The 25,519-nt window shown below is 71.9% G+C and carries 22 protein-coding genes; 5 read left to right on the plus strand and 17 right to left on the minus strand.

Translation table 11 applies throughout. The features are described 5' to 3' along the window. Positions 1-351: 351 nt before the first annotated feature. The 5 genes from BIV23_RS15090 to BIV23_RS15110 all read right to left on the minus strand — a co-directional run bounded on the left by BIV23_RS15090 (position 352) and on the right by BIV23_RS15110 (position 5,191). Entirely contained in the window at positions 352-2,682 is a 2,331-nt protein-coding gene (locus BIV23_RS15090) for an ABC transporter permease (RefSeq protein ID WP_071381329.1), read from the minus strand. Then, positions 2,679-3,368: an ABC transporter ATP-binding protein gene (locus BIV23_RS15095; protein WP_071381330.1), complete on the minus strand. Its 690-nt coding sequence runs from the start codon at positions 3,366-3,368 to the stop codon at positions 2,679-2,681. The genes BIV23_RS15090 and BIV23_RS15095 overlap by 4 nt, the downstream gene beginning before the upstream one ends. Further along, complete coding sequence (locus BIV23_RS15100; protein WP_071381379.1) at positions 3,365-3,889, minus strand: PadR family transcriptional regulator; 525 nt, start codon at positions 3,887-3,889, stop codon at positions 3,365-3,367. The genes BIV23_RS15095 and BIV23_RS15100 overlap by 4 nt, the downstream gene beginning before the upstream one ends. A 94-nt stretch (positions 3,890-3,983) precedes the next feature. Continuing rightward, complete coding sequence (locus BIV23_RS15105) at positions 3,984-4,247, minus strand: type II toxin-antitoxin system antitoxin (RefSeq protein ID WP_071381331.1); 264 nt, start codon at positions 4,245-4,247, stop codon at positions 3,984-3,986. Further along, positions 4,244-5,191 carry an SPFH domain-containing protein gene (locus BIV23_RS15110; protein WP_071381332.1) on the minus strand — a complete coding sequence of 316 codons (948 nt, stop codon included), beginning with the start codon at positions 5,189-5,191 and terminating at the stop codon, positions 4,244-4,246. The genes BIV23_RS15105 and BIV23_RS15110 overlap by 4 nt, the downstream gene beginning before the upstream one ends. Before the next feature lie 224 nt (positions 5,192-5,415). Between BIV23_RS15110 and BIV23_RS15115 the strand changes: the two genes are divergently transcribed. After that, on the plus strand, positions 5,416-7,767 hold the full coding sequence (locus tag BIV23_RS15115) for a transglycosylase domain-containing protein (RefSeq protein ID WP_071381333.1): 2,352 nt from the start codon (positions 5,416-5,418) through the stop codon (positions 7,765-7,767). 62 nt (positions 7,768-7,829) lie between these two features. On the opposite strand, the gene BIV23_RS15120 is transcribed toward BIV23_RS15115, so the two are convergent. From BIV23_RS15120 to BIV23_RS15135, 4 genes are all read right to left on the minus strand, one after another. Then, positions 7,830-9,896 carry an ATP-binding SpoIIE family protein phosphatase gene (locus BIV23_RS15120; protein WP_071381334.1) on the minus strand — a complete coding sequence of 689 codons (2,067 nt, stop codon included), beginning with the start codon at positions 9,894-9,896 and terminating at the stop codon, positions 7,830-7,832. A 298-nt stretch (positions 9,897-10,194) separates the two neighbouring features. Continuing rightward, the gene (gene fomD / locus BIV23_RS15125; protein WP_079173164.1) at positions 10,195-10,884 is read right to left on the minus strand and encodes a cytidylyl-2-hydroxypropylphosphonate hydrolase; all 690 of its coding nucleotides are present in this window, start codon (positions 10,882-10,884) and stop codon (positions 10,195-10,197) included. A gap of 84 nt (positions 10,885-10,968) precedes the next feature. Then, entirely contained in the window at positions 10,969-12,354 is a 1,386-nt protein-coding gene (locus tag BIV23_RS15130; protein WP_071381336.1) for a class II fumarate hydratase, read from the minus strand. 161 nt (positions 12,355-12,515) lie between these two features. Beyond that, positions 12,516-13,904: an AfsR/SARP family transcriptional regulator gene (locus BIV23_RS15135; RefSeq protein WP_245790526.1), complete on the minus strand. Its 1,389-nt coding sequence runs from the start codon at positions 13,902-13,904 to the stop codon at positions 12,516-12,518. Positions 13,905-14,023: 119 nt separating this feature from the next. Between BIV23_RS15135 and BIV23_RS15140 the strand changes: the two genes are divergently transcribed. Next, positions 14,024-14,863 (plus strand): macro domain-containing protein, encoded by an 840-nt coding sequence (locus tag BIV23_RS15140; protein WP_071381337.1) that lies wholly within the window; start codon positions 14,024-14,026, stop codon positions 14,861-14,863. Positions 14,864-14,936: 73 nt separating this feature from the next. Here BIV23_RS15140 and BIV23_RS15145 read toward each other — a convergent pair whose 3' ends face one another. The 4 genes from BIV23_RS15145 to BIV23_RS15160 all read right to left on the minus strand — a co-directional run bounded on the left by BIV23_RS15145 (position 14,937) and on the right by BIV23_RS15160 (position 19,801). Next, positions 14,937-15,710: a TIR domain-containing protein gene (locus BIV23_RS15145; RefSeq protein ID WP_071381338.1), complete on the minus strand. Its 774-nt coding sequence runs from the start codon at positions 15,708-15,710 to the stop codon at positions 14,937-14,939. Continuing rightward, positions 15,707-17,263: a hypothetical protein gene (locus BIV23_RS15150; protein WP_071381339.1), complete on the minus strand. Its 1,557-nt coding sequence runs from the start codon at positions 17,261-17,263 to the stop codon at positions 15,707-15,709. The genes BIV23_RS15145 and BIV23_RS15150 overlap by 4 nt, the downstream gene beginning before the upstream one ends. 21 nt (positions 17,264-17,284) lie before the next feature. Further along, the gene (locus BIV23_RS15155) at positions 17,285-17,929 is read right to left on the minus strand and encodes a hypothetical protein (protein WP_071381340.1); all 645 of its coding nucleotides are present in this window, start codon (positions 17,927-17,929) and stop codon (positions 17,285-17,287) included. A gap of 201 nt (positions 17,930-18,130) precedes the next feature. After that, complete coding sequence (locus tag BIV23_RS15160) at positions 18,131-19,801, minus strand: fumarate hydratase (protein ID WP_071381341.1); 1,671 nt, start codon at positions 19,799-19,801, stop codon at positions 18,131-18,133. 168 nt (positions 19,802-19,969) lie between these two features. Between BIV23_RS15160 and BIV23_RS15165 the strand changes: the two genes are divergently transcribed. Both BIV23_RS15165 and BIV23_RS15170 read left to right on the plus strand, forming a co-directional pair. Beyond that, positions 19,970-20,713 (plus strand): DUF1707 SHOCT-like domain-containing protein, encoded by a 744-nt coding sequence (locus tag BIV23_RS15165; protein ID WP_071381342.1) that lies wholly within the window; start codon positions 19,970-19,972, stop codon positions 20,711-20,713. Positions 20,714-20,888: 175 nt separating this feature from the next. Beyond that, positions 20,889-21,266 (plus strand): WhiB family transcriptional regulator, encoded by a 378-nt coding sequence (locus tag BIV23_RS15170; protein WP_071373015.1) that lies wholly within the window; start codon positions 20,889-20,891, stop codon positions 21,264-21,266. A 101-nt stretch (positions 21,267-21,367) separates the two neighbouring features. On the opposite strand, the gene glpX is transcribed toward BIV23_RS15170, so the two are convergent. Continuing rightward, positions 21,368-22,402, minus strand: coding sequence for a class II fructose-bisphosphatase (gene glpX, locus BIV23_RS15175; RefSeq protein WP_071381343.1), 1,035 nt, complete (start codon positions 22,400-22,402; stop codon positions 21,368-21,370). A 126-nt stretch (positions 22,403-22,528) separates the two neighbouring features. Between glpX and BIV23_RS15180 the strand changes: the two genes are divergently transcribed. Beyond that, the gene (locus BIV23_RS15180; RefSeq protein WP_079173165.1) at positions 22,529-23,053 is read left to right on the plus strand and encodes a DUF4245 domain-containing protein; all 525 of its coding nucleotides are present in this window, start codon (positions 22,529-22,531) and stop codon (positions 23,051-23,053) included. Positions 23,054-23,142: 89 nt separating this feature from the next. Here BIV23_RS15180 and BIV23_RS15185 read toward each other — a convergent pair whose 3' ends face one another. The 3 genes from BIV23_RS15185 to xseA form a co-directional block, all read right to left on the minus strand. Beyond that, complete coding sequence (locus tag BIV23_RS15185) at positions 23,143-23,733, minus strand: malonic semialdehyde reductase (protein ID WP_071381345.1); 591 nt, start codon at positions 23,731-23,733, stop codon at positions 23,143-23,145. 152 nt (positions 23,734-23,885) lie between these two features. Continuing rightward, a complete protein-coding gene (locus BIV23_RS15190; RefSeq protein ID WP_071381346.1) occupies positions 23,886-24,110 on the minus strand; it encodes an exodeoxyribonuclease VII small subunit in 225 nt (74 codons plus the stop codon). Positions 24,111-24,120: 10 nt separating this feature from the next. Continuing rightward, positions 24,121-25,332: an exodeoxyribonuclease VII large subunit gene (gene xseA / locus BIV23_RS15195; protein WP_071381347.1), complete on the minus strand. Its 1,212-nt coding sequence runs from the start codon at positions 25,330-25,332 to the stop codon at positions 24,121-24,123. Positions 25,333-25,519 lie beyond the last annotated feature (187 nt).

A 25,519-nucleotide genomic window follows, 5' to 3' on the forward strand; every position in this document is an offset into this window, starting at 1 on the left:
GGCGGCCGGGAGCCCCGGCGCCCCCGGTGCCGAGGCGCTGCTCCTGCGCTCCGAGCGCGCCGGCGGGGAGCAGCGGGCGGAGCTGGTGCGCGGGTCCGGAGAGCGCCGGCCGGTCGCGGGACTGATCGCGCGCGGTTGCGCCGGAGCCGCCCGGCTCCGGGTGGTGTGCCCGCCCGCGCTGAACGCGTCACCGGCACCCAGCCGTACGCCCCGACCGCGAACGGCCCCCGCCCGCGACCTCGCCTTCACCGTGGAGTGTTCCTGTGGCGCGGAGGGTGGTGCGGGAGCACAGCCTGTGAGGAACCGGCTGTGGGCCCCCTCCGGGCGGGAGGGGGCCCACAGCGCATCGTGCTACTCCGTGCGCAGTCCGTCCGGCCGCATCAGCCGCAGCAGCGGCGGCAGGCTCAGCAGGGTCACCGTCAGGACCACCGCCGCCCCCGCCCCGGTCAGCCCCAGCACGCTCGGCCAGTCCACGCCGACCGTCGAGCCGACCATCTCCAGCAGCACCACGCCGAGCGTCAGCCCCACGGCCGAGGCGAGCAGCAGGCCGAGGGCGATCGGGATCGCGGTCTGCCACAGCACCGACAGACTCAGGGTGCGCCGCCGGGTACCGAAGGCGATCAGCGCCGACAGCAGCTTGCGGCGTTCGCGCAACTGCTCCAGCTGGGAGACGAGCAGGCTCGCGCCGATCAGCGCCAGCACACAGATGGCGCCGGCGAACGTACCGGTGCGGATGGAGGAGAACTGGGCCGACCGCTGGGTGGCCGACCACTCCATCGCGTCCGCGAGCGGGTCGATCCGCGCGGCGGTGTTGCGGGCGTGCTCGAACGCGTCCGGCACCGACGTGTCCACCGAGAGGTAGACCGTCGCGCTCAGCAGGCGGCTCATCCGCTCGGGCACGGCGCCCGGGGTCAGCAGCACGCTGCTGTCCCTGGTCCCGCTCGGGCCGGTGATCGCGGTGGCCTGCCGCAGTCCGCCCGGCACGGTCCAGGTGACGTCCTTGCCGCGGCCGGTGCCGTTGACGTCGTCGATGTGGAGCGTACGGCCCGGTCGGACGATCTTGGCCACGTCCGCGTCGTTCGTCCCGCCCGTGGCCACGAACATGTCCCCGTCCGTGCAGGACGGCAGCCGGGCCATCTCGCGCAGCGCCGCGCAGCTGCCGACGGTCACCAGCGCCGTGCCGGTGGGCCCGCTCCGCCAGTCCCGGTCGCCCAGTTCGGTGCTGCCGATCGCGGTCGCCTTCCGCACGCCCTTGGTGGCCGCGAACTGCCCGGCGGCCCGGCCGAAATCGGCGCCCCGGGAGAGGTTGACCTGCATCTGGGCCCGGGTGGTGTCCCGCCCGGTGTTCTTGGTGTAGTCGCCCTGGACGCCCGCGAACAGCATCTGCATCGCGATCGCCCCGGCCACCGCGACCGCGATGCCGTTGACCATGCGGGCCGCCGAGCCGCTGCTCAACTGCAGCCGCCGTACGGCCAGTTGCCAGGCCAACGAGCCGCGGCCGAGCCGGGCCACGACCGCTTCGACGACCCAGGGCAGCAGCGTGGTCACGCCGATGAGCAGCAGCAGGACACCGCCGATCACCAGGTACGTGTTGAAGTCGCCGTTCGAGCGGCCCTGGCCGATCATCGGGGCGAGCATCGCGAGGCCGCCGACCGGCAGCAGCAGCCGCCACCACAGCCGACGGCGCGTGGGCTTGGCCGTACGGACCACGCCCAGCGGCTCGATGACCACCCTGCGCAGCGCGAACAGCGTGACCAGCACCGCCGCCGCGGGCACGGCGACCGCGACCAGGGCGGCCAGCGCGGGCGAGGGGTTGAGATAGCTGGGGAACACGCTGATGCCCACGACCTCCACCGAGCCCGCGAGCTGCCGGCCGAGCAGGAAGAAGACCGTGCCGAAGGCCAGCCCGACCAGCGATCCGGCGAGCGCCTCGCCCGCCGCGATCCGCCGGGTCATCCGGCTGTCGGAGCCCACCAGCCGCAGCGCGGCCAGCCGGCGGTCGCGCCGCTCGCCGCCGAACCGTACGGCCGTGGCGATGAACACCGCGACCGGCATCAGCAGCACCACGAACACGACCAGTATCAGCAGGAGCAGCACCGGGTCCAGGGTGTTCGACGACGCCGAGGGGCGCCCGAACGCGGAGATCCGGGCCGTCTTCCACCCGTCGAGGTGTGCGGCGAGGTTCTTCCCCCCGGCGTAGTAGGTCAGTTCGCGCGAGCCGATCAGGCCGTTCTCGGCGATCGTCCCGACGATCCGGTACGGCAGCCGCTCGCGCAGCAGCGCGCCGTCGCCGGAGCCGAGCAGCTCCTTCAGCGCGGGCGAGACGACCATCTCGCCCGGCGCCGGATACCTCGTCAGACCCGGGGCGACGGGGGCCTTCGGCCCTTCCGGTTCCACCAGCCGGCCGCGGACGTCCTCGCCGTGGTACGTCGTGTCGGCGTCGGAGATCACCAGGGTGTTCGCGGCCTTGGCCCGGGGTGGGCCGTAGGTGTAGTCCATGCGGGCGTCGTCGCGGGCGTGCCGTACCGACAGCGCGTTCGGTATCGCGGTCGTCAGCAGCAGCAGGGCCACGCCGAGCCCGACGCCGACCGCCGTCAGGAGCACCCGGATGTGGCCCTCGCGCCCGCCGGTGAAGGCGAACTTGACGCCCAGGCCGAGGTCCCGCCCCCAACGTGCGTTCATGCCACGCGCTCCATGTCCCGGGACTTGCCGTCGCGTACGACGATCTCGCGGTCGGAGTAGGCGGCCACCCGGGCCTCGTGCGTGACGAGGACGACGGCCGCGTTGCTGGAGCGGGCCGCGTCGGTCAGCAGCTCCATCACGCGCTCGCCGTTGAGGGAGTCCAGCGCGCCGGTCGGTTCGTCGGCGAAGACCACGCGGGGCCCGGTGACCAGCGCCCGCGCCACCGCGACGCGCTGCCCCTGGCCGCCGGAGACCTCGCCGGGCCGCTTGCCCGACAGGTCGTCCACCTCCAGGCGCTCCATCCAGGTGAGCGCGGCCTTCTCGGCCTGCCTGCGGGAGGTGCCGTTCAGCCGCAGCGGGAGGGCCACGTTCTCCACGCAGGTCAACTCGGGTACGAGCTGGCCGAACTGGAAGACGAAGCCGAAGTCGGAGCGGCGCAGGGCGCTGCGCTGGGCGTCGTTCATGCCGGCCAGTTCACGGCCGTCGTAGACGATGGACCCGGAGTCCGGCGGCACGATGCCGGCGAGGCAGTGCAGCAGGGTCGACTTGCCGGAGCCGGAGGGGCCCATGACGGCGACGACCTCGCCGGGGTGGATGGAGAACTCGGCGCCGTCGAGCGCGACGGTGGGGCCGTAGGCCTTGCGCAGGTCCTCGGCGGCGAGCAGGGAGCCGGCGGGGGCGCTCATCGGGTCACCTCCGCACGGAGCTTGTCCAGGCGCGCGGCGGTCAGCTCCAGCCAGCGCAGGTCGGCCTCCAGGTGGAACAGCGCGTGGTCGCAGATCAGCTGGTCCGCGAGGTCGCCCTTGCGTTTGCGGTCGGTCAGGATCCGCATGCTGCGCAGGTGCTCGGCGCGCTGGGCGTCGAGTATGTCGGCCGCGTTCCGGTGGGTCAGCAGCGCGAGGACGACCTTGGTGTAGAGGGTCGACTGGAGGTATTCCTCCGGCTTCTCCGGAGTCGCGAGCCAGCGCTCGACGTCGGTGATGCCGGCGTCGGTGATCGCGTACCGCTTGCGCTCGGGGCCGCCGCCGGCCTCGATCCCGTCGACCTCGACGAGGCCGTGCTTCAGCAGTCGGGACATCGTCGAGTAGACCTGGCCGTAGTGCAGCGGCCGGTCCTGACCGAACTTCTCGTCGAAGGCCCGCTTCAGGTCGTAGCCGTGGCGCGGGCCGGACTCCAGGAGCCCTAGGAGGGTGTGACCGATGGACATGCCGAGCACTCTACACACGGTGTATACGGGGTGTGTATACACGGAGTGTGCAGATCATGGCCCGGAGTGCGGCGATGCAGGTGGGAGCCGATTGTCACGGTTCCGAAACAGGCGGCCTGCCTCTGCGCGGCATCGGCCCCGTCTCCTTCGGCAGCCGACCCGCCTCCGCGAGCGCGCGGCGCAGCAGGAACTCGATCTGCGCGTTGGCGGAGCGCAGTTCGTCCCCGGCCCAGCGGGCCAGCGCGTCGTACACCGACGGGTCCAGCCGCAGCAGCACCTGCTTGCGCTGCTGCGGCCGTCGCTTCGGCGTCCGCGGAGTGTCGTCCGAGGAGTCCGGAGTGTCCGCGGAGTCCGTCACTGGTAGAGGGACCCGGTGTTGAGGACCGGCTGCGGGGCCCGGTCCCCGCACAGCACGACCATCAGGTTGGACACCATCGCCGCCTTCCGTTCCTCGTCCAGTTCCACGATGTCCGCCTCGGCGATGCGGGCGAGCGCCGTCTCGACCATGCCGACCGCGCCGTCCACGATCTGCCGCCGGGCGGCCACGACCGCGCCGGCCTGCTGCCGCTGGAGCATCGCGGAGGCGATCTCGGGAGCGTACGCGAGATGCGTGAAGCGCGACTCGATGATCTCGACTCCGGCCGCCTGTACGCGAATCCGCAGCTCGGCGGCGAGCTTCTCGGTGATCTCCTCGGCGTTTCCGCGCAGCGACAGCCCGCCCTCCTCGTGGGAGTCGTAGGGGTACTCGATGGCGATGTGCCGCACGGCCGTCTCGGTCTGCGTGGCGACGAACTCGGTGAAGTCGTCCACCTCGAAGGTGGCCTGCGCGGTGTCCTGGACCTTCCAGACCACGACCGCGGCCAGCTCGATCGGGCTGCCGTAGGCGTCGTTGACCTTCAGTACGGCGGTCTCGTGGTTGCGCACCCGGGTGGAGATGCGGGTCCGCGAGGTGAAGGGGTTCACCCAGCGCAGGCCGTCCTCGCGGACCGTGCCCCGGTAGCGCCCGAAGAGCTGGACGACCCGGGCCTCGCCCGGCGCGACCGTGTTCAGCCCGCGCAGCGAGATGACCGCGGCGAGGAAGACGACGATCCCGGCGGGGATGAGCACGCCCTTGGCGGTGGGGGAGGAGAGGGCCGCGGCCGTGGCGAGCAGCGCGGCGGTGGCGCCGAGCCCGAGCAGGCCGAGCAGCAGGGCGAGCCCGCCGCCGATGCTGTGCGCGGTGAACTCCCGGGTGCGGGGGGCGGGCATCGCGGGTGCGTCGGGTGTGCCGAGCGCCTCGGGTGCGGAGTCGTTCGCGGTCATGGTGGTCCCCGTTTCGGTGAGGTCGGTGGCGTCTATCGTCGGCCTAGCTAAGTGATATCACTTTTCGCCGCCGAAGCAACCCTGTGGCCTCGTCGTACGTCGGTTCCGTTGGGGCGGGTGCTGATTGTCACGTCCGTAAAAGAGCGGATCGGACGCCCTTTGTCATATAGACGGGTGTTAGCTTTCGGAGCTGACCCCGAGACGGAAGCGGAGCGTAGGGACCCATGGGACGAGCGGACGAGAGACGAGCGCGACAGCGCGGCGGCCACCGCGCAGCGCCCAGGCGAGGCCGCTCGCAGTCCACGCGGGCCGCCACGGCCTCCCCGTCCGCACCGGCCGGCGGCAAACCCCCCAAGGGCCGAATACGCAGGCTCTTCACCTGGAAGAAGATCCTCGGAACGTTCTTCGGCCTGGTACTGCTCGTCATCGGCGCGTTCGTCGTGCTGTACATGACGATCGACATCCCGGCGGGCAACGCCACCGCCCAGATGCAGAGCAACATCTACAAGTACAGCGACGGCACGGTCCTCGCCCGCACCGGCGAACTCAACCGCGAGAGCGTCGACCTCGCCCAGGTCCCCAAGGACGTCCAGCACACCTTCGTCGCGGCGGAGAACAAGACCTTCTACTCGGACTCCGGCGTCGACCTGAAGGGCACCGCCCGCGGCATCCTCAACACCCTGGAGGGGCACGGCACTCAGGGCGGTTCGACGATCACCCAGCAGTACGTCAAGAACTACTACCTGGACCAGAACCAGACCGTCTCGCGCAAGCTGAAGGAACTGGTCATCTCGCTGAAGCTGGACCGCCAGAAGTCCAAGGACTACATCCTCGCGGGCTACATCAACACCAGCTACTACGGCCGCGGCGCCTACGGCATCCAGGCCGCGGCACAGGCGTACTACCGCAAGGACGCCAAGGACCTCACGGTCCAGGAGGGCGCCTACCTCGCGGCGCTGCTCCAGGCGCCGAACCAGTACGACTGGGCGCTCGCCACCGACACGGGCAAGAAGCTGGCGGTCGCCCGCTGGAACTACGTGCTGGACAACATGGTCAAGCAGCACTGGCTGGACCCGGGCAAGCGCCAGGCCATGACGTTCGAGACCCCCAAGGCCCCCAAGGCGGCGCCGGGCATGAAGGGGGAGACCGGCTACCTGGTCGACGCGGCCAACTCGGCGCTGTACAAGCAGCTCGTGTCCCAGGGCGACGCCGCCAGCCTCGGTGACGCCGAGGCGCTGGTGAAAAAGGGCGGCTGGACCATCACGCTCAACATCGACCGCAAGAAGCAGACCCAGCTGGAGCGGGCCGTCAAGGAGCAGCTGACCAGCAAGCTGGACGCGAAGCAGCGCTCCGTCGACGGCGACGTGCAGCCCGGCGCCGCCTCCGTCGACCCGACGACGGGCAAGGTCCTCGCCATGTACGGCGGCACGGACTACTTCAAGCACTTCACGAACAACGCGACCCGGCGCGACTACCAGCCGGCCTCCACCTTCAAGCCGGTGATCCTCGCCGCCGCCCTGGACGGGGGCGCCACGACGCAGGACGGCCGGGCGATCACCCCGAACACGATCTACGACGGCACGAGCGGCCGCCAGGTCGTCTCGGGCGGCGCCAAGGTCGGCTTCGGCCCGCCGAACGAGGACGACCAGAACTACGGCCCCATCACCGTCCAGACGGCCATGAACCAGTCCGTCAACTCCGTCTTCGCGCAGATGGGCGTCGACGTGGGCATGGACAAGGTGATGGCCACCGCCGGCAAGCTCGGCATGGACACCAAGGGCATGGAGGCCGTCCCCGCGCAGACGCTGGGCTCCATGGGCGCGAGCCCGCTGGAGATGGCCGGCATCTACGCCACCCTCGACAACCACGGCAAGAAGGTCACCCCGGCGATCATCAAGTCGGCCGAGCACAAGGACCGTACGGTCAACCTGCCGGACCCGATCGGCGACCAGGTGATCAGCCGGACCGCCGCCGACACGGTCACCTCGGTGCTCACCGGCGTGGTCGACGACGGCACGGCCAACACGTCGGTGGCCAGCAACCCGGAGCGCAACGGCCAGCAGGTCGCCGGCAAGACGGGCACGTCCGACAACAACAAGTCGGCCTGGTTCACCGGTTACACGCCCGGCCTGGTCACCTCGGTCGGCCTGTTCGGCGAGTCCGCCAAGACCCACGCGCAGGTTCCGCTGACGGGCGCCACGGGCCTCATCACCTCGGGCGGCGGCCGTGTCAACGGCGGCAGCTATCCGGCGCTGATCTGGGCCGCGTACACCTTCGGGGCGATGGGCGACGTCAGCAGGTTCGACCTGGACACCACGCAGGGCGCGGCCGTCCAGCCGACCTACACGCCGACGGCCCCCTCGACGCCGTCCAACACGCCGTCGAAGACGCCGACCAGCAAGCCGCCGACGTCCACGCCCCCGTCGCAGCCGCCGACCAGCAAGCCGCCGACGTCCACGCCGCCGTCCCAGCCGCCGACGTCCACGCCTCCCACGAAGCCGCCGACGACGCCGCCGACGGGCGGCGTCACCGGCAACCCGCTCGATCCGGGCGGCGGCCAGAACTTCGGCCAGTAGCAGCGCACACGAAGGGCGCCCCGGGATTCCCGGGGCGCCCTTCCCTCATGCGTGCGGAGCACTCAGCTCCGGTTCAGCTCGAACCACACCACCTTGCCGGCGCTCAGCCGGGTCGCGCCCCAGCGCCGGGCCAGCCTGTTGACCAGGTACAGGCCGCGCCCGCCCTCGTCGGTGGCCCGGGCCTGGCGCAGCCGCGGCAGTTGCGGCACGTCGTCGCCGACCTCGCAGCGCAGCACATCGGTGCGCAGCAGCCGGAGCGTCACCGGCCGGGAGGTGTACCGCACGGCGTTCGTCACGACCTCGCTGACCAGCAGCTCCACCGAGTCCGTCAGGTCCTCCAGGTCCCAGCGGGCCAGCGCGCGGCGGGCCAGCCGGCGGGCCTGGCCGGGGGCCGTCTCCTCCGGCTCCAGCCGCCAGTACGCGACGTCGCTCGGCGCGATCCCGTCGAAGCGGGCCGCGAGCAGCGCGATGTCGTCGTCCCGGTCGCCCGGCCCGAGCATGTCCAGCACCTCGTCGCACAGGGCTTCCAGCGGCGGCGGATGGTCCGGGCCGGTCAGCCGGGCGGTCGCGGCGAGCTTCTCGCGCAGCTGCTCTATGCCGGTCCAGACGTCGCGCAGCCGGGACTCCACCAGGCCGTCGGTGTAGAGGAGGAGGGTGGCTCCGGCGGGCGCGTCCAGCTCGACCGCCTCGAAGTCCACGCCGCCGACCCCGATCGGGGCGCCCGGCGGCACCCGCAGCACCTCGGCCCGGCCGCCCAGGTGCAGCAGCACGGGCGGCGGATGCCCGGCGTTGGCGATCGTGATGCGGTGCGTGACCGGGTCGTAGACGGCGTAGAGGCAGGTCGCCATGCGGTCCGTGCCGAGCCGCTGCGCCTGCTCGTCCAGGTGGTGCAGCACCTCCTGCGGCGGCAGGTCGAGCCCGGCCAGCGTCTGCGCGGTCGTGCGCAGCTGGCCCATGATCGCGGCCGAGGTCATGGAGTGCCCCATGACGTCGCCGACGACCAGCGCGACGCGGCTGCCGGGCAGCGGGATCGCGTCGTACCAGTCACCGCCGACCCGCGCGGTCTCGGCGGCCGGCAGATAGCGCGAGGCCAGCCGGACGCCGGTCGGGCGGGGCAGGGTCTCGGGCAGCATGGTGCGCTGGAGCTCGTCGGCGATGTAGGCCTCCCGGCCGTACAGCACCGCCTTGTCGATGCCCAGCGCGCTGTGCGTGGCCAGTTGCGCGGCCACCAGCAGGTCGTCCGCCTCGAACGCGAGCCGCTCCGGGCGGCGCAGGAACAGGGCCGCGCCGATCACCCGGCGCCGGCCGCGCAGCGGGGCGAGGATCGCGTGCTGCCCGGACGGCACGAGCGCCTCGCCGCCGTCGCCGAGCAGCTCGGGCAGCGCGGCCCGGGCGGCGGGCGCGTCCGCGAACACCGGCCGGACCCCGCGCAGCACCTCGTTCAGCGCGCCGCCGGGGCGCACCTCGCACAGCTCCGTGGTGAGCGAGGACAGCTCGGCCAGCACGCTCGGCTCCGGCTCCGGGTCGAAGGCCGGCGGCAGCAGGACACCCTCGGTGTCCCGCTCCTCCGGTATCCGGTCGCTGCGGCGCAGCCGCAGCACCACCGGACCGGTGGGCCGCTCGTCACCGACCGGCAGCGGGTCGCGCAGATAGACCAGGATCGCGTCCGAGAACGTCGGCACCGTGGCCCGGCACAGCCCCATCACGATCTCGTCCAGATCGAGGCCGCGCGCGATGCGCCGGGTGGCCGCGCCCACGAACCTGAGCCGGTCGCCGTCACGCCGCATCGGCATCGGCCGGCCGGGCGGCAGTCCGCGTCCGGTACGGCGCTCCTGGGCGGCGGCCGACCGCTCCTGCTCGGCACCGGGCTGGGGCGGAATGCCCTCCGGTGCCGGGCGGGGGCGGTGTGCGCCGGCTTCCGCGGCGGCGGGCTGGGAGTGTTCGGGGCCGTTGACTGGGGGCTCCTTCCCCTTGCCGACCGGGGGCTGTGTCCCCTTGCCGTCCTGTCCCACGGCCTGCGCCGGTAAGGCCGAGGTGCCGGGGGCTTTCTGGGTACGCAGGAGCGCCCCGCGGCCTTCCGCGGGGTCGGCGCCCTGAGGGCGCTCGAAGGAGGTGGGCTGCTCCGTCACGCCTGTCGCATCCATCCGTTGGGGACTGCACGCCCCGCGCGCAATTGGTCCCGCCGAAGTCCCGATACCCGCAATACGTGCCCCAGGAACGGAATTCCCGCGTGCTCAGGTGTTGTTCCTGCGCCACCGGCGTGTCCCGGCGGGCCGGCGGTGGTGGTGCCCTGGTGCCCCTCGCTCACGTCCTGCCCCCCCTCGGTGACGATCGGTCAAGCCCGGCGCATGCTCCGACAGTTGTTGCTCACATGCGCCCTTGCGGAGGACGATCCTACGTTTCGTGCCCGGGGGCGCATCAAGGGTCTCATGAGGACACATGCGCGGGCGTACGGTCCCAGTCCTCGGGGAGAGACGGTACCGCCCAGGACGGATCCGGGCGCCAGTGCTGCCAGCCGTCCGCGAACGGAGGTCCCCAGGAGCCGATCACCTCGATCGCCTCCTGCCCCGCCACCCGCACCTTCTCCGCGGTCCGGGCGTCCATCAGCCCGTCCCGCTGGGCCTGCGCGAACTCGTCCTCGTCGCGCCAGTGCCAGCTGCGGTCCGGGTGTACGGAGATGTCCAGGAAGTAGTCCTCGGAGTCCACGCCGCCCTCCCAACGGACCAGTGGCTGCTCAAGATTGACGTACCAGTTCTTGAACCGCCAGCCCGGCTCCCAGAACAGCCACACCGACCAGGGCCGGCCCGGCTGGGCCAGTTTCAGCACACCGGTGCCGAACCAGCGGTCCCGCTGCACCGTGCGCGGTTTGGTGTAGCGGGACCGGAGCGGCTCCTGGTGCACCGGCGTGCCGTCGGCCAGCACCGGCCTCACGCACTCGGTGCCCGGGGCCAGCCACACGGCGAGCAGATCCGCGTCGTCGCGTACGACGGTGACGGGCCGTGCGATGTGGACGTGCTCGCCGGCGTTCTGCCGGTAGCGCCACAGGATCGGGGTCCCCGGGGTCCAGCGGTCCGCGGGCCCCGCCGCCGTTCTCGTCATCGCTCCAACGTCCGTCATGCACAGATATTAGGTGCCGCGGGCATCCGACGCTGCGGCGCACATCACGGATCCCCGCCGGTGGCCGGAAAGGTTCGCCCGCGGTTACGGGCGCGTCATCCGGAGGACATCCAGCGCCTCGTCGAGCTGCTCCGCCGTCAGATCGCCGCGCTCGACGTACCCGCCCTCCAGCACCACCTGCCGGATGGTCTTCCGCTCGGCGAGGGACTTCTTGGCGACCTTCGCGGCCTCCTCGTACCCGATGTACTTGTTGAGCGGGGTGACCACGGACGGGGACGACTCGGCGTACTCACGGGCCCGCTCCCGGTCGGCGGTGATGCCGTCGACGGTCCGGTCGGCGAGCAGCCGGGAGACGTTGGCGAGCAGCCGCACGGACTCCAGCACGTTCTTGGCGATGACCGGGAGCATCACGTTCAGCTCGAAGTTCCCGGCCGCACCGGCGGTGGTGATCGTGGCGTCGTTCCCGATGACCTGGGCGGCGACCATCAGCACGGCCTCGGGCACGACCGGGTTGACCTTGCCCGGCATGATGGACGAGCCGGGCTGCAGGTCCGGGAGCCGGATCTCGGCGAGCCCGGTGCGCGGCCCGGAGGACATCCACCGCAGGTCGTTGGCGATCTTCGTGAGCCCGACGGCGATGGTCCGCAGCTGCCCGCTGGCCTCCACGACGCCGTCCCGGGCCCCCTGTGCCTCGAAGTGGTCACGGGCCTCGGTGAGCGGCAGCCCGGTGGCGCGGGCGACCTCCTCGATGACGGCGGCGGAGAACCCGGGCGGGGTGTTGATCCCGGTCCCGACTGCCGTGCCGCCGAGCGGCAGCTCGGCCAGTCGGGGCAGGGAGGCGGTCAGCCGCTCGACGCCGTAGCGGATCTGGGCCGCGTACCCGCCGAACTCCTGCCCCAGGGTCACGGGCGTCGCGTCCATGAGGTGGGTCCGGCCGGACTTCACGACATCGGCGAACTCCCCGGACTTGCGGGTGAGGGCGTCGGCGAGATGGGTGAGGGCCGGGATCAGGTCGTGGGTGACGGCGGCGGTGGCGGCGATGTGGATCGAGGACGGGAACACGTCGTTGGACGACTGCGAAGCGTTGACGTGGTCGTTGGGGTGCACGTCCCGGCCCAGCCGCTCGCTCGCGAGGGTGGCGAGGACCTCGTTGGCGTTCATGTTGGACGAGGTCCCGGACCCGGTCTGGAACACATCGACGGGGAAGTGCTCGTCCCAGTCCCCGCGGGCGACTTCGGCCGCCGCCTCCTGGATGGCCTCGGCGATGTCCTTGTCGAGTACGCCGAGCCGCGCGTTCACCTTTGCGGCGGCTCCCTTGATCCGGGCGAGGGCCTCGATGTGGGCACGCTCGAGGCGCTGGCCCGACACGGGGAAGTTCTCGACGGCACGCTGGGTCTGGGCGCGCCACTTGGCGGTGGCGGGGACGCGGACCTCGCCCATGGAGTCGTGCTCGATGCGGTAGTCGCTCATGCCCGGTACAGCGATCCGGGGCGTGGGGTTGTTCCGGGGGCTGGGCCGTGCGGGTGCCGGCCCGCTCGGTGGGCGGGCGGACCGGAAGCGGTCCGGAAGCGGGGGACGGGTATCGCCGGCAGCGGGGGCGGGGATGTGCTGGGGGAATGGAAATGACCAGGTCACGGCACCGTGGCGGGCGGGGCGGCCGGCCCCCGCTCGTCCACGCCGCGCAGGAACGCCTCGACCGCCGACAGGTCGGTCCGCTCCAGGTCGTCGGCGCGTATGACCACGCGCAGCTCGGGGGAGACGGCCGGGTCCTGGCGCAGGCTCTGGGTGAAGGTCTCGACGATCAGGAGCACGAGCTGGGTCCGGTCGAGTTCGACGATGCGGGACAGACCCGTGCCGATCAGCGGTATCGCCACCGGTTTGAACAGCCCGTGCAGCGCGACCGACGGCCACAGCCGCTCCAGGCTCAGCCGCAGGTCCGCCGGGCCGGACCGGGCCCGCAGGTCGTTGCCCAGGCGGGAGTAGGCCAGCGCGAACACCCGGCGCCGGCCGGCCGGCACCGCCACGACCGTACCGACGGGATAGCGCACGCGCCGGCCGCGCCGCTTCGTCCGGACGCTCTCCGTGCCCAGCGGGGTGAACCGGCCCAGACCGCGCCGCAGGTGGACGTCGAGGAGCTTGTGCCGGCCCCCGAAGAGGCGGTCGACCAGCTGGCCCTGCACGCTCTCCCGGCTGATCACGACGTCGTCGGGGAAGGTGTCGAACGTGTCGGAGAACCCCACGACCAGGTTGGCGTCCTCCTGGTCGAACAGGTCGCCGCGCACCACGACGACGTCCACGCGCAGCCCGCGCAGGGTGTGACGCAGCAGTTCGCCGCCGTGCCGCTCGCGCAGCCGGGCGTTCAGCCGGGTGAGGACGGCCGCGGCCTCGACGTCGTCCGGCCGCTCCCGGACCGTCTGTTCGGCCACCGGCAGGGCCAGGTCGTGGCGGCCCAGCGCGATGTGTCCGTCGACCAGTTCGCGCAGCGCGGTCTGGCGGAGCCGGGCCAGCCGGCGCACCGGGGCGCTCGCGAACTCCTCGTCGTGCACCTCGGTCAGCGGCCGGCCGCGCCACAGCCGCAGCGCCTCCGCGAGCAGCCGGACGGCCGAGGCCGGTGCCGCGCGCAGCGCGTCGCCCACCAGACAGGTGAACTCCGTGCTGTCCAACTCCTCCTCTGCGAGGTCGAGTTGGTAGGTGCTCTGGATACCGCGTCCGGACGGCAACTGCCCCGTGCGGATGATCCGGGCGCCGTGTCCCGGCCCGGCGAGGTCGAAGGCGCGCCGCAGCTCCAGGATCCGCTTCTGCACCTCGTTGCGGTTGCGCAGCTCCTGGTGCGGCAGTTCGACGGTCTGCTGCCACACGTCCCGGTAGAGCTGCCGCGCGGTCACGGCCTCGCCGTCGGCGGCGATCAGCCGCACCAGCAGACGGGCCGTCAGTGGGGTGAGCCGTACCGGAGTGCCGTTCACATCCAGCCGCACGGGGCCGAGCACGCTCACCCGTACGCACGATGTGCGGATCTGCACGCGCCTCGCCCCCTCTGCCGCGTGACTGTGCGTCAGCGTACCAAGGGGTTCTGGAGGGAAACATGCGATTGTCCGGTTTGCGGATACGGCTTCCGAGGTGGTCGCGGCGCGGGCGGCGGATGTTCGCGGGCAGTGTGCTCGCGGCCTTCGGTGCCGTGTCGGCCGTCGTGCAGTTCGTCGGGCAGCTCTTCCCCCGCGCCGTGGCCCGCCCCGGACTCGTGCTGGCCGCGTCCGTCGCCCTGTGCCTGGCCTGGGGGCTCGCCCGCGCGCGCCCCCAGGCCGCGGTGCGGCAGGAGTTCGGACGCCCCGGGATGACCGTGGTCGTCGAGGAGGGCGACCTCTTCGCGCAGCCGGGCCATCTGGTGGTGGGCTTCACCGACACCTTCGACACCCTCGTGGACGACGGCGTCGTCATCAACGGCACCAGTGTGCAAGGGCAGTTGCTCGACCGCCGCTACGGCGGCGACGCCGCGCGGCTGGACGCCGAACTGGCCGCCGCACTGGCCGGGGTGGCTCCGGTGACGCGGGAGAGCGCGCGGGACAAGCCGCGGGGCAAACGGGCGCGGTATCCGATCGGGACCGTCGCCACCCTCGGCAGCCGGCCGCAGCTGGTCTTCGCCGTCGCCTACAGCCGGATGGGCAACGACTGCGTGGCCGCCTCCAGCGTGCACGACCTGTGGTTCGGCCTGGACCGGCTGTGGGACGCCGTCCACCGGCACGCCCAGCTCGAACGCGTCACCATGCCGCTGACCGGGGCGGGGCTCGCCCGGCTGCACGACCTCGACGAGGACAGTCTGCTGCGGCTGATCCTGCTGTCGTTCGTCGCCCACTCGTGGGAGCGGACGGTCTGCCGCGAACTGCGCGTGCTGGTCCGCCCCGGAGAGCTGGGGCGGATCGACCTGCCGGAGACCGGCGCGTTCCTGGCCACGCTGGCGGCGGGCGCCCGGCGGCACGTCTGACCCCGGGCACCCGCCCGCCCCCCGTGCCGGTGCGGTACGGGCCCCTCCCCCGGAAACGGGCCCGTACCGCGGCTCAACGGGCCGGCGGCACCTCCCGCCCGGTGCGGTGGTACGCCGACAGATGTCGGTACGGCCAGGTCTGGCGCCAGTCCGAGCCGGTGTCGTTGACCTTGCAGCCCGCCAGCTTCAGCCGTTCGACGATCTTGCCCAGCGCGGTCGCCGAGCCGTCGAACCGGATGACGTTCATCCCCCCGATGTCGGAGATCGCGCGCAACGCGCCGATCTCCACCATCAGCGTGCGCTCCGGGTAGGCCATCAGCACCATGCCCAGCTCGATCAGCACGTTCGGCCGGGGCTGACCGGTCGGCTCGCTCTCGTGCGGCGGCTCGTTCGGGCCCCTGAGGTCCGGGTGCAGCCGCACGATGTCGTCCGGGGTGAGCAGCACCAGTGCCGCCTGGGCCTGCGCGGGGGCCTGCGCGATGACCTCGCCCAGGAACGGCGCCGTCCTGCCCGTGGCTCTGACCAGGTCCTCCCACTCCAGCGGGCGCAGATCGAGCAGACGCAGCAGGTCGAAGATCTTCAACCGCGCCTCCTCGTCCCGCCCGTGGACGACGAAGACGCTGCGGCCGCGGTCCGGGGCGGATCCGGAACCGCCCTGGCCGGAATCCGCCGGCCGGGGGGCCGACGGCCGGGGAGCCGACGGCCGGGGGACCGCAGGCCGGCTGCCCGCCGGGGCGCCGCCGTCGTAGAAGTTCTGTGTCCCCGAGTTGACGGTGCCGCTGTTGTCGTTCACGAAGTTGTTGTTGTGGCCGAAGTCGTTGCCGAGACCGAAGTCGTTGCCGGTCATGAGGTTCCCGCCCCCTGGCCGCCGTCGGAGCCGTGATGCACGTTCTGCGTCCCCGAGTTGACGTTGCCGTGGTTGTTCTCGACGTGGTTGTTGTGGTGCCGGTAGTCGTTGAGGATGTTCGTCTGGCGGGCCTCGTGCTCCGCCAGGTCGACGTTGTGCGCCTGCAGGAAGTCACGGACGAACTGGAGCAGTTGGCGCTCCACGATCTGCGTGTACTTGATCGTGTCCGTCTCCTGGAAGAAGACGTGGAAGCCGGCGCTGGTCGCCAGCTCGCGGACGCTGGTGAGCGCGCCGGTGTTCCGCGCGGGGAGGGCGTAGCGGCCGAGGCGGAACTCACTGGGGTCGTTCGTCCGCACCCGGATCTCGTTCCCCCGCCCGGGCAGGGCCGGTACCCAGGAGAACAGGGCCCGTACGAGCGCCCCGGGCGTGGCCAGCAGGGTGTCCCCCGCGACCCTGAGCAGCAGCCGGCCGGTCAGGCCGGCCGGGAGCCGGTCGACCAGGTGGAAGCTCTTCTGGATCGGCGCCAGCACGTACGAGTAGAACTCGGTGTGCAGGGTGTTGCCCTTGAGGTCGAAGCCCACGAACGCCGTGGTGACCAGTTCCTGGTTCCACGAGCCGACCCGGACGCACAGATACACACGCTGCGCGTCGTAGCCCTCAGCCCAGCCGGCGCCGCGGTGCTCCCGGTCCGGCTCGCGCCCGCCGGGACGGACCGTCGTGACGGCCCGGGTGAACGCGGACTGCTCGACGGCGAGCCCGTCGATCCGCTCCGACCGGCGTGCCCGGTCGCGCAGTTCCGCGTTCATACGCCCGGCGACGTAGCCGGTGATCTCCTCGGCGCTGAAGGGGACGACCTCCTTGCGCCGGGATTCCTGGGCCCCCGAGGCCGTGGGCGCGCCCGCGCCGCCGCGGTCCTGGTCGACCACGCCGACCGGCGCGCCGATCAGCAGCTCGGCCGTGGACCACCGGCGTACCTGGCCACCGGCGCCGACGAACGGCTTGTAGCCGCCGTAGCGGATCAGACGGCCGTCCGCCGTCTGCTCGCGGTTGATCTTCTCCACCGTCCGGGCCGTCAGCAGGGGGTGATCGGGGTAGGAGCCGTCGAACCCGCCCGTCGCGCCCGCCGGACCGGTGCCGGCGCGCAGCCGGTTCGTGAGCGTCTGCAGCGTGACGACCCGCCGCAGATACGCGGTGACCCAGACCAGCCACAGCATCGTCAGCAGCGCGACGAACCCGGACAGCACACCGGCGGTCATGAGGACGAGCGTGCCGGCGAGGCCCGCGCCGAGGACAGCGAGCCGCAGACGGTGCAGCCGGCGTGCCGCCAGCGCGTGGGCGAGGACGGGGACCGCGTCGTACCCGTACGACGGTGCCACGACCCGGAACGGGTGGGTCAGGACTCGGATGACCTCGGACCGGTACCCGGGGTCGAGATAGGTGCCGGCGCACAGCAGCCGGGTGGCGTCGCTCGTGGCGTCCGGGGACGTCCGGCCCGGGACCGGGTCCACCGGTTCCGGCGGCGGAGCGGGGACGGAAAGGATGTCACTGGCCATGTCTTCACAGCTCCGCTCTGCTCAGTCGGCCGGGGTGATCGAGGCGTGGGTGATGACCCCGTCCACCACCGTGTACTGACCGCTGTACGACTTCTGTGTGCCGTCGGTCTGCTGCGCGAGCAGACTCACGGAGACGGTCGTGCCCTGGACGGACACGACGCCGACGGTGTCCTGTTCGGTGCCGGCGAAGCCCGCCACGAAGGAGGAGTAGGACGAGTCGAGGTTCTTGCCGCCGAGGTCCCAGGCGGTCTTGAAGTCATGGCTGTTGATGGCGTCGAAGTACCGCTGCACCGTCGCGCCGGGATCGGCCGCGCCGTCGGTACCGGGGGTGGTGCTGTCCGTGCCGGTCGGGCTCTGCGTGCCGGCCGGGCTCGGGGAGAGGGACGTGGCGTCCGTGCCGCCCGTGCTCTCCGCGCCGTAGGTGGTGGAGGTGGCGGAGGCGGTGGAGGTGTCCGGCGTCGCCGGATCCGGGACGGTGGGCTGGTAGGAGTAGCCGCCGTTGCCGGTCACGGCGCCGGACGCGGATCCGCCGCCGTCCGAGGCCAGCCGGGGCAGGACGGCGGTCAGGAGTATCAGCAGCAGCGGGACGCCGGCGATGATCAGCGCGTACGTCCGTTCCTGCCCGGCGGCGGGTAACAAGCCCAGTGGCTTGTAGGTGTGGTTCATGGGTCCTCGCAGCTCCCGGCAGACCGGCCGGGTCTCGCTCGTCTCGTGCGGTACGAACGGAGCTACCTTGCCCGACCCCTGCCGGACTTCGGCCGGTTTCCGCGCTTCCGAAGCGCTTCCGATCCGGGCCCGGGGCCCGGACACACGGGAGCCCCCGGCCGACGACGGCCGAGGGCTCCCGCGCTGCCGTGGGGGCGGGGGTCAGGCGAGGCCCGGACCCCGCACCGGGATCGACGTGAACGTCGGCTGCGGGGCCGGGTCCTGGAAGAAGTCGTTGCCCTTGTCGTCCACCACGATGAACGCCGGGAAGTCCTCGACCTCGATCTTCCAGACGGCCTCCATGCCCAGCTCCTCGTACTCCAGGACCTCGACCTTCTTGATGCAGTCCTGGGCGAGGCGGGCGGCCGGGCCGCCGATGGAGCCGAGGTAGAAGCCGCCGTGCGCGTCGCACGCGTCGGTGACCTGCTTCGACCTGTTGCCCTTCGCGAGCATCACCTTGGAGCCGCCGGCGGCCTGGAACTGCTCCACGTAGGAGTCCATCCGGCCGGCCGTCGTCGGACCGAAGGAGCCGGAGGCGTATCCCTCGGGGGTCTTGGCCGGGCCGGCGTAGTACACCGGGTGGTCCTTCAGGTACTGCGGCATGTCCTCGCCCGCGTCCAGCCGCTCCTTGATCTTGGCGTGCGCGATGTCGCGGGCCACGACCAGCGGGCCGGTCAGCGAGAGCCGGGTCTTGACCGGGTACTTGGTCAGCTCGGCGAGGATCGTGTCCATCGGCTGGTTGAGGTCGATCCGCACGACGTCGGAGGACTCGGCGAGGTGCTCGTCGGTCGTCTCCGGCAGGAAGCGCGCCGGGTCGGTCTCCAGCTGCTCCAGGAAGACGCCCTCGGCGGTGATCTTCGCGACGGCCTGGCGGTCGGCCGAGCAGGAGACCGCGATGGCGACCGGGCAGGACGCGCCGTGGCGGGGGAGGCGGACGACGCGGACGTCGTGGCAGAAGTACTTGCCGCCGAACTGCGCGCCGATGCCGATCTTCTGTGTCAGCTCGAAGACCTTCTGCTCCAGGTCCTTGTCCCGGAAGCCGTGGCCCAGCTCGGAGCCCTCCGCCGGGATCTCGTCCAGGTAGTGCGCGGAGGCGTACTTCGCGGTCTTCAGCGCGTACTCGGCGCTCGTGCCGCCGACGACGATCGCCAGGTGGTACGGCGGGCAGGCGGCCGTGCCCAGCGAACGGATCTTCTCCTCCAGGAACTTCATCATGGAGGCCTCGTTGAGGACGGCCTTCGTCTCCTGGTAGAGGAACGACTTGTTCGCGGAGCCGCCGCCCTTCGCCATGATCAGGAACTTGTAGGCGCCGCCGTCGGTCGCGTACAGCTCGATCTGGGCGGGGAGGTTGGAGCCGGTGTTCTTCTCGTCCCACATGGTGAGCGGGGCCATCTGCGAGTAGCGCAGGTTGAGCTTGGTGTAGGCGTCGTAGATGCCGCGGGACAGGGCTGCCTCGTCGCCGCCCTCCGTGAGGACGTTCTGACCGCGCTTGCCCATGACGATCGCGGTGCCGGTGTCCTGGCACATCGGGAGCACGCCCGCCGCCGCGATGTTCGCGTTCTTCAGCAGGTCCAGCGCGACGAACTTGTCGTTGCCGGAGGCCTCGGGGTCGTCGATGATGCGGCGCAGCTGGGCCAGGTGGGCCGGGCGCAGGTAGTGCTGGATGTCGTGGATGGCCTCCTCGGCCAGCCTGCGCAGCGCCTCCGGCTCCACCTTGAGGAACGTCCGCCCGTCCGGTCCCTCGACGGTGGACACGCCCTCGGCGGTCACCAGCCGGTACGGGGTGGTGTCCTCTCCTTGGGGGAGCAGATCGGTGTACGCGAACTCAGGCATCTCAGCCCATTCCTCACTGTGACGGACGGCCGCCCGCCGACGCTGGCGGGCCTCACCAGCGTAGAACCTGCCGCCGACACGGAACCTGTGAGGTAAGGCTCAGTTCGACACGCCCGGGGTCGTCCACACCCCTAGTCGCGATCTATCGCGTTTCGGTACCCTGCTGTCGTGGACCTTCAGAAGCCCGCCCGTACCCATGACAACGACGCCGCCGCACCGAGCGTCGCCGAACTGCGCGCCTCGGACGCCGACCGCGACCGGGTCGCCGACATCCTGCGCGAGGCCCTCGCCGAGGGCCGGCTGACCGCCGACGAGCACGCCGACCGTGTCGAGGGAGTGCTGCACGCCAAGACGGTGGGCGAGCTGGAGGTCTTCATCCGGGACCTGCCCGCCGCCCACCAGCAGTCGGCCGGCCCCGCCTACACGCCCGCCCCGCCCCGTCCCGCCGAGGGCGCGATACCCCACGACGCGGACGCCAACGTGGTCGCGGTCTTCAGCAGCGCCGTGCGCCGCGGCCGCTGGCGCGCCGGGCGCCGGCTGCACGCGTACTCGGTCTTCGGCAGCGTGGAGATCGACCTCAGCGAGGCGATCTTCGAGTACCAACAGGTCGTGATCAAGGCGGTCTCGGTCTTCGGCGACGTCCAGATCCGTGTCCCGGAGAACGTGTCGCTGCGCGGCACCGGCGGCGGCGTCCTCGGCAACTTCGAGGTGGACACGCTGGACTCGGTCGACACCGACGCCCCGGTGGTCTACGTCGACGGCTGGGCCGTCCTCGGCAACGTGGAGGCGCGGCCCAAGCGCGGCAAGCGCGTCGGCGACATCCTCGACCGGGTCCAGAGCAAGGTCGACCGCAAGCTGGAGCGGGTCCAGGACAAGGTCGACGCGAAGTTGCGCAAACACCTGGACCGTTGACAGTCGCGAATCCGCCGGTGACGCGAAGGGCGGGTTCCCCCGCGTGGCGAACCCCGGGGGCGTGAACGAGCCGTCGCGCGCCCGCGGTTGGGAACGCAGTGCATAGGCGCGCGTACAGCGGGTAGGCCTTGCTGCATCGTCTCTCGCTCGCGAAGCCGTCGTCAGGAGTAGACCCGTGCTGCAACCGCCGCATTCGTCCCTGCAGGTAGCTGCCGTTCCGGCCCAGCGGGGGCCGGCGCGGGACAGGGACCAAGACGCCCCCTGGCACACCGAGGCGGTGTGCCGGCGCGACGAGGCCGGCCTGTTCTTCGCGCCGTCGAAAGAGCCGACCGCGGCACGGCTGTCCCGCGAGGAGGCGGCCAAGCGTGTCTGTGCCCGCTGCCCCGTGATGGTCGAGTGCCGCGAACACGCCCTCCTCCAGCCCGAGCCCTACGGCGTCTGGGGCGGCCTGACGGCAGCGGAGCGCCGTGTGGTCCTGGCGAGGCGCCGCCGCAGGGAGATGGAGCTGAAGAAGGCGGCGCGGGCGACGGCGGCGAACAGGATGGCGGGCTGAGCGACCCGAAGGGGCGCGGGGAACTGCGCGAGCGACCACGAACGACCCGCGGTCGCCGATGTTCCACGCGCCCCCTCTGAAGAGGCGCTCCCGGCCCGGACCTACTTGGCCTTGTCGAAGTCGATCGCGCTGTACGCCCGCAGCTTGCGCAGCCGGTGCTCGGAGTCGATCCTGCGTACCGTCCCCGACTTGGACCGCATCACGATCGACTCGGTCAGTGCGGTCTCCGACCGGTACCGCACGCCGCGCAGCAGCTCGCCGTCGGTGATACCGGTGGCGACGAAGAACACGTTCTCACCCGATACCAGGTCGTCCGTGGTGAGCACCCGGTCCAGATCGTGCCCGGCGTCGAGCGCCCGCTGCCGCTCCACGTCGTCCTTCGGCCACAGCTTGCCCTGGATCGTGCCGCCCAGGCACTTCACGGCGCAGGCCGAGATGATGCCCTCGGGCGTGCCGCCGATGCCGAGCAGCAGGTCGACGCCGGTGCCCTCGCGCAGCGCGTACACCGAGCCGGCGACGTCGCCGTCGGAGATCAGCTTGATGCGCGCGCCGGCCTCGCGGACCTCCTTGATCAGGCCCTCGTGCCGCGGCCGGTCGAGGATGACGACGGTGACGTCCTCCGGCGCGGACCGCTTGGCCTTGGCGATGCGCCGGATGTTCACGGCGACCGGCGCGTTGATGTCGACGAAGTCCGCGGCCTCGGGGCCGGTGACCAGCTTGTCCATGTAGAACACGGCGGACGGGTCGAACATGGCGCCGCGCTCGGCGGCGGCCAGGACGGCGATCGCGTTCGGCATGCCCTTGGCCGTCAGCGTGGTGCCGTCGATCGGGTCGACGGCGATGTCGACCTCGGGGCCGGTGCCGTCGCCCACGTGCTCCCCGTTGAAGAGCATCGGGGCTTCGTCCTTCTCGCCCTCGCCGATGACGACGACGCCGTTCATCGACACGGTCGAGACGAGGGTCCGCATGGCACGTACCGCGGCACCGTCGGCGCCGTTCTTGTCGCCACGCCCCACCCAGCGGCCGGCCGCCATGGCGGCGGCCTCGGTCACCCGGACGAGTTCCAGGGCGAGGTTGCGGTCGGGAGCCTCGGAGGGAACATCGAGCTCGGACGGCAGGTGATGATTTTCGGTCATCGGAGCGCACCTTTCTGATACGGCGACGGCCGGATGAGGGTTTGGCCCCGACTCTATCGTTAGGCAGACAAAATGAGCAGGGGGCCCCACGGATGAGCGCTTGGGGCACCTGCGACGATAGGGGGCGTGGCAGGTTCCAAAGGTAAGCAGAAGACGGCCCGGGACATGATCCTCTCCCTGGCCGTGATCGGCATCGCGGCGGCGGGCGTCTACTTCCTCGCGATCCCGCACAGCGACCACGCTCCCGACCTCCCGCGGGTCCCCTACCGGGTCGAGCTGATCGGCGCCCGGCGCGACGCGGGCTACCCGGTGGCCGCTCCCGCCGGCCTGCCGGACACCTGGAAGGCGACGTCCGTGCGGTACGAGCCCGACACCAAGCACTGGCACCTGGGCTACCAGACCCCGGACGGCCAGTACGTCCAGCTCGAACAGTCCACGCAGAAGGCCGCCGACTTCATCACCGACGCCAGCCAGGGCGCCTCGGCGACGAAGCGGACCCAGGCGATCGACGGCCGCACCTGGACCCGGTACACCGGCGGCCGCTACGACGCCCTCGTCCTGGACGGCACGCACGGCTCCACCACGGTCGTGGCGGGCACGGCGTCCTTCGACGAGATGGCGAAGCTGGCGGCGGCGCTGAAGACGGGCTGACCTGCCCCTGCCCGGCGCATGACGAGGGCCCCCGGCGGTGCCTAAGTGCTGGGGGCCCTCGTCATGCGGTGCTCGGTGTGCCGGCCGGCTCAGACGGTCGTGATGACGTCCTCGTAGGCGAGGCGCGGCGAGCGCGGGTACCAGGCGTCCGCGCCCGGCTTGCCGATGTTGACGACCATCAGCGGGGTGTGGTCGTCGTCCAGGAACTCCTTGCGGACGCCCTCGAAGTCGAAGCCGGTCATCGGGCCGGCGGCGAGGCCCGCGGCGCGGACACCGACGATGAAGTAGGCGGCCTGAAGGGCGGCGTTCAGCGCGGCGGAGCCCTCGCGGGCCGGGCGCTCGGCGAAGAAGACGTCCTTGGCCTGCGGGAAGGCCGGGAACAGGGCCGGCAGCTCCTCGTGGAACTCGTTGTCCGCGGAGAGGATCGCGACCAGCGGGGCGGTGGCCGTCTTGGGCTGGTTGCCCTCGGCCATGTGCTTCACCAGGCGCTCGCGGGCCTCGGGGGAGCGGACCAGGGTGATGCGCAGCGGGGTCTGGTTGAAGGCGGTGGGGCCGTACTTGACCAGGTCGTAGATCGCCTGGACCTGGTCGTCGGTCACCGGCTCGTCGGTGAAGGTGTTCGCGGTACGGGCCTCGCGGAACAGCAGGTCCTGGGCGGCGGGGTCAAGAACGAGAGACATGCGTGAACTTCCTGGGTGGGCCTGTTCCGACGTACCGGACCGCGGTCCGGATCGGCTGACAGGACGACCCTACGGCAACGAAGTTCAACCTTCAACAAAGGTGGCCGTGCGGTGACCCGCTTCACAGCTCCCCGGAGCCCGGCCGCCGCTCTCTACTCGGCGTCCTCCTCCTCGACCTCCTCGGCGAGCGCCGCGTCCAGCCGGGCCCGGGCGCCCTCCAGCCACCGCCGGCACACCCTGGCCAGCTCCTCGCCGCGCTCCCACAGCCCCAGGGACTCCTCCAGCGACGTACCGCCCGCCTCCAGGCGCCGTACGACCTCGATCAGCTCGTCCCGGGCCTGCTCGTAGGAGAGCGCCTCTTCGGCCTTGTTCGTCATTCGCCTGCCCTCACTGTTCGCCTGCCTTCACTGTGAATTCACCCTCGGCCACGCGGGCGCGCAGCGTCTCGCCGTCCGTCACCTCGGCCGGATCCCGCACCACGTGCCCGTCGGCCTTCTGGAGCACCGCGTAACCGCGCCGGAGCGTGGCCGCGGGGGAGAGGGCCACCACGCGCGCGTGCGTGTGCGTCAGCTCCGAGTCCGCCCGGTCCAGGAGATGGCCGAGCGTGCGCCGGGAACGCTCGGCCAGCGAGGCGACATGGTCCGCCCGCTCGTCGATCATCCGGTGCGGATCCTCTATCGAGGGGCGGGCCAGGGCATGGGCCAGCCCCCGCGTCTCGCGCTCCACGAACGCCTCCACGCACCGCCGGGTCCTGCCGCGCAGCATCCGCACCCGCTCCAGCTCCTCGCCCACGTCCGGCACGACCTTCTTCGCTGCGTCGGTCGGGGTGGACGCGCGCAGGTCCGCGACGTAGTCCAGCAGCGGGGTGTCCGGCTCGTGCCCGATGGCGGAGACGACGGGCGTACGGCACTCCGCCACGGCCCGCACGAGCTGCTCGTCGGAGAAGGGCAGCAGATCCTCCACGCTGCCGCCGCCGCGCGCGACGACGATGACGTCCACGTCCTCCAGCGCGTCCAGCTCCTTCACCGCCTGCACGACCTGCGGCACGGCGTGCACACCCTGCACCGGGACGTTGCGCACCTCGAAGCGGACGGCGGGCCAGCGGTGCCGGGCGTTCTCCAGCACGTCCCGCTCCGCCGCGGAGGCGCGGCCGCAGACCAGGCCGATCAGCTGCGGCAGGAACGGCAGCGGCTTCTTCCGCTCCGCCGCGAACAGCCCCTCGGCGGCCAGCGCCTTCCTCAACTGCTCCAGCCGGGCCAGCAGTTCACCGACGCCGACGGGTCTGATCTCGGTGGCGCGCAGGGACAGCTGACCGCGCGGGGCGTACCACTCCGGCTTGGCCAGCACGACGACGCGGGCGCCCTCGCCGACCACATCGGCGACGGCGTCGAACACCTGCCGGTAACAGGTCACGCTGACCGAGATGTCGTGCGACGGATCCCGCAACGTCAGGAACACGACCCCGGCGCCGGGCCGCCGCGACAGCTGCGTGATCTGCCCTTCGACCCACACCGCGCCGAGCCGGTCGATCCACCCCCCGATCAGCCGGGAGACCTCACCGACCGGGAGGGGGGCTTCGGGGGAGGTGTTGGCAGCCATGCGATCGAGACTATCGGGGCGCACTGACAGCGAACCCCACACCACTCGGCCCGGGCCGGGCCCCACTACGGCCCCCGGCACCATTACGGCCTCGGTCCGGCCCGGCTCCGCTACGGCCTCGGCCCGCCCCGCCCGGTCCCGGCCCCGCCCCGCCCGGTCCCGGTTCCCGCCCCGCCCGGTCCCGGTT

It is taken from the genome of Streptomyces monashensis (genome assembly GCF_001866665.1).
In the GTDB taxonomy this organism is placed as follows: domain Bacteria; phylum Actinomycetota; class Actinomycetes; order Streptomycetales; family Streptomycetaceae; genus Streptomyces; species Streptomyces monashensis.

Coding starts and splice junctions, on each gene's coding strand:
- BIV23_RS15090 (WP_071381329.1), bottom strand. CDS start 2,682: ATGAACGCACGTTGGGGGCGGGACCTCGGCCTGGGCGTCAAGTTCGCC.
- BIV23_RS15095 (WP_071381330.1), bottom strand. CDS start 3,368: ATGAGCGCCCCCGCCGGCTCCCTGCTCGCCGCCGAGGACCTGCGCAAG.
- BIV23_RS15100 (WP_071381379.1), bottom strand. CDS start 3,889: ATGTCCATCGGTCACACCCTCCTAGGGCTCCTGGAGTCCGGCCCGCGC.
- BIV23_RS15110 (WP_071381332.1), bottom strand. CDS start 5,191: ATGACCGCGAACGACTCCGCACCCGAGGCGCTCGGCACACCCGACGCA.
- BIV23_RS15115 (WP_071381333.1), top strand. CDS start 5,416: ATGGGACGAGCGGACGAGAGACGAGCGCGACAGCGCGGCGGCCACCGC.
- fomD (WP_079173164.1), bottom strand. CDS start 10,884: ATGACGGACGTTGGAGCGATGACGAGAACGGCGGCGGGGCCCGCGGAC.
- BIV23_RS15130 (WP_071381336.1), bottom strand. CDS start 12,354: ATGAGCGACTACCGCATCGAGCACGACTCCATGGGCGAGGTCCGCGTC.
- BIV23_RS15140 (WP_071381337.1), top strand. CDS start 14,024: ATGTTCGCGGGCAGTGTGCTCGCGGCCTTCGGTGCCGTGTCGGCCGTC.
- BIV23_RS15145 (WP_071381338.1), bottom strand. CDS start 15,710: ATGACCGGCAACGACTTCGGTCTCGGCAACGACTTCGGCCACAACAAC.
- BIV23_RS15150 (WP_071381339.1), bottom strand. CDS start 17,263: ATGGCCAGTGACATCCTTTCCGTCCCCGCTCCGCCGCCGGAACCGGTG.
- BIV23_RS15155 (WP_071381340.1), bottom strand. CDS start 17,929: ATGAACCACACCTACAAGCCACTGGGCTTGTTACCCGCCGCCGGGCAG.
- BIV23_RS15160 (WP_071381341.1), bottom strand. CDS start 19,801: ATGCCTGAGTTCGCGTACACCGATCTGCTCCCCCAAGGAGAGGACACC.
- glpX (WP_071381343.1), bottom strand. CDS start 22,402: ATGACCGAAAATCATCACCTGCCGTCCGAGCTCGATGTTCCCTCCGAG.
- BIV23_RS15185 (WP_071381345.1), bottom strand. CDS start 23,733: ATGTCTCTCGTTCTTGACCCCGCCGCCCAGGACCTGCTGTTCCGCGAG.
- BIV23_RS15190 (WP_071381346.1), bottom strand. CDS start 24,110: ATGACGAACAAGGCCGAAGAGGCGCTCTCCTACGAGCAGGCCCGGGAC.
- xseA (WP_071381347.1), bottom strand. CDS start 25,332: ATGGCTGCCAACACCTCCCCCGAAGCCCCCCTCCCGGTCGGTGAGGTC.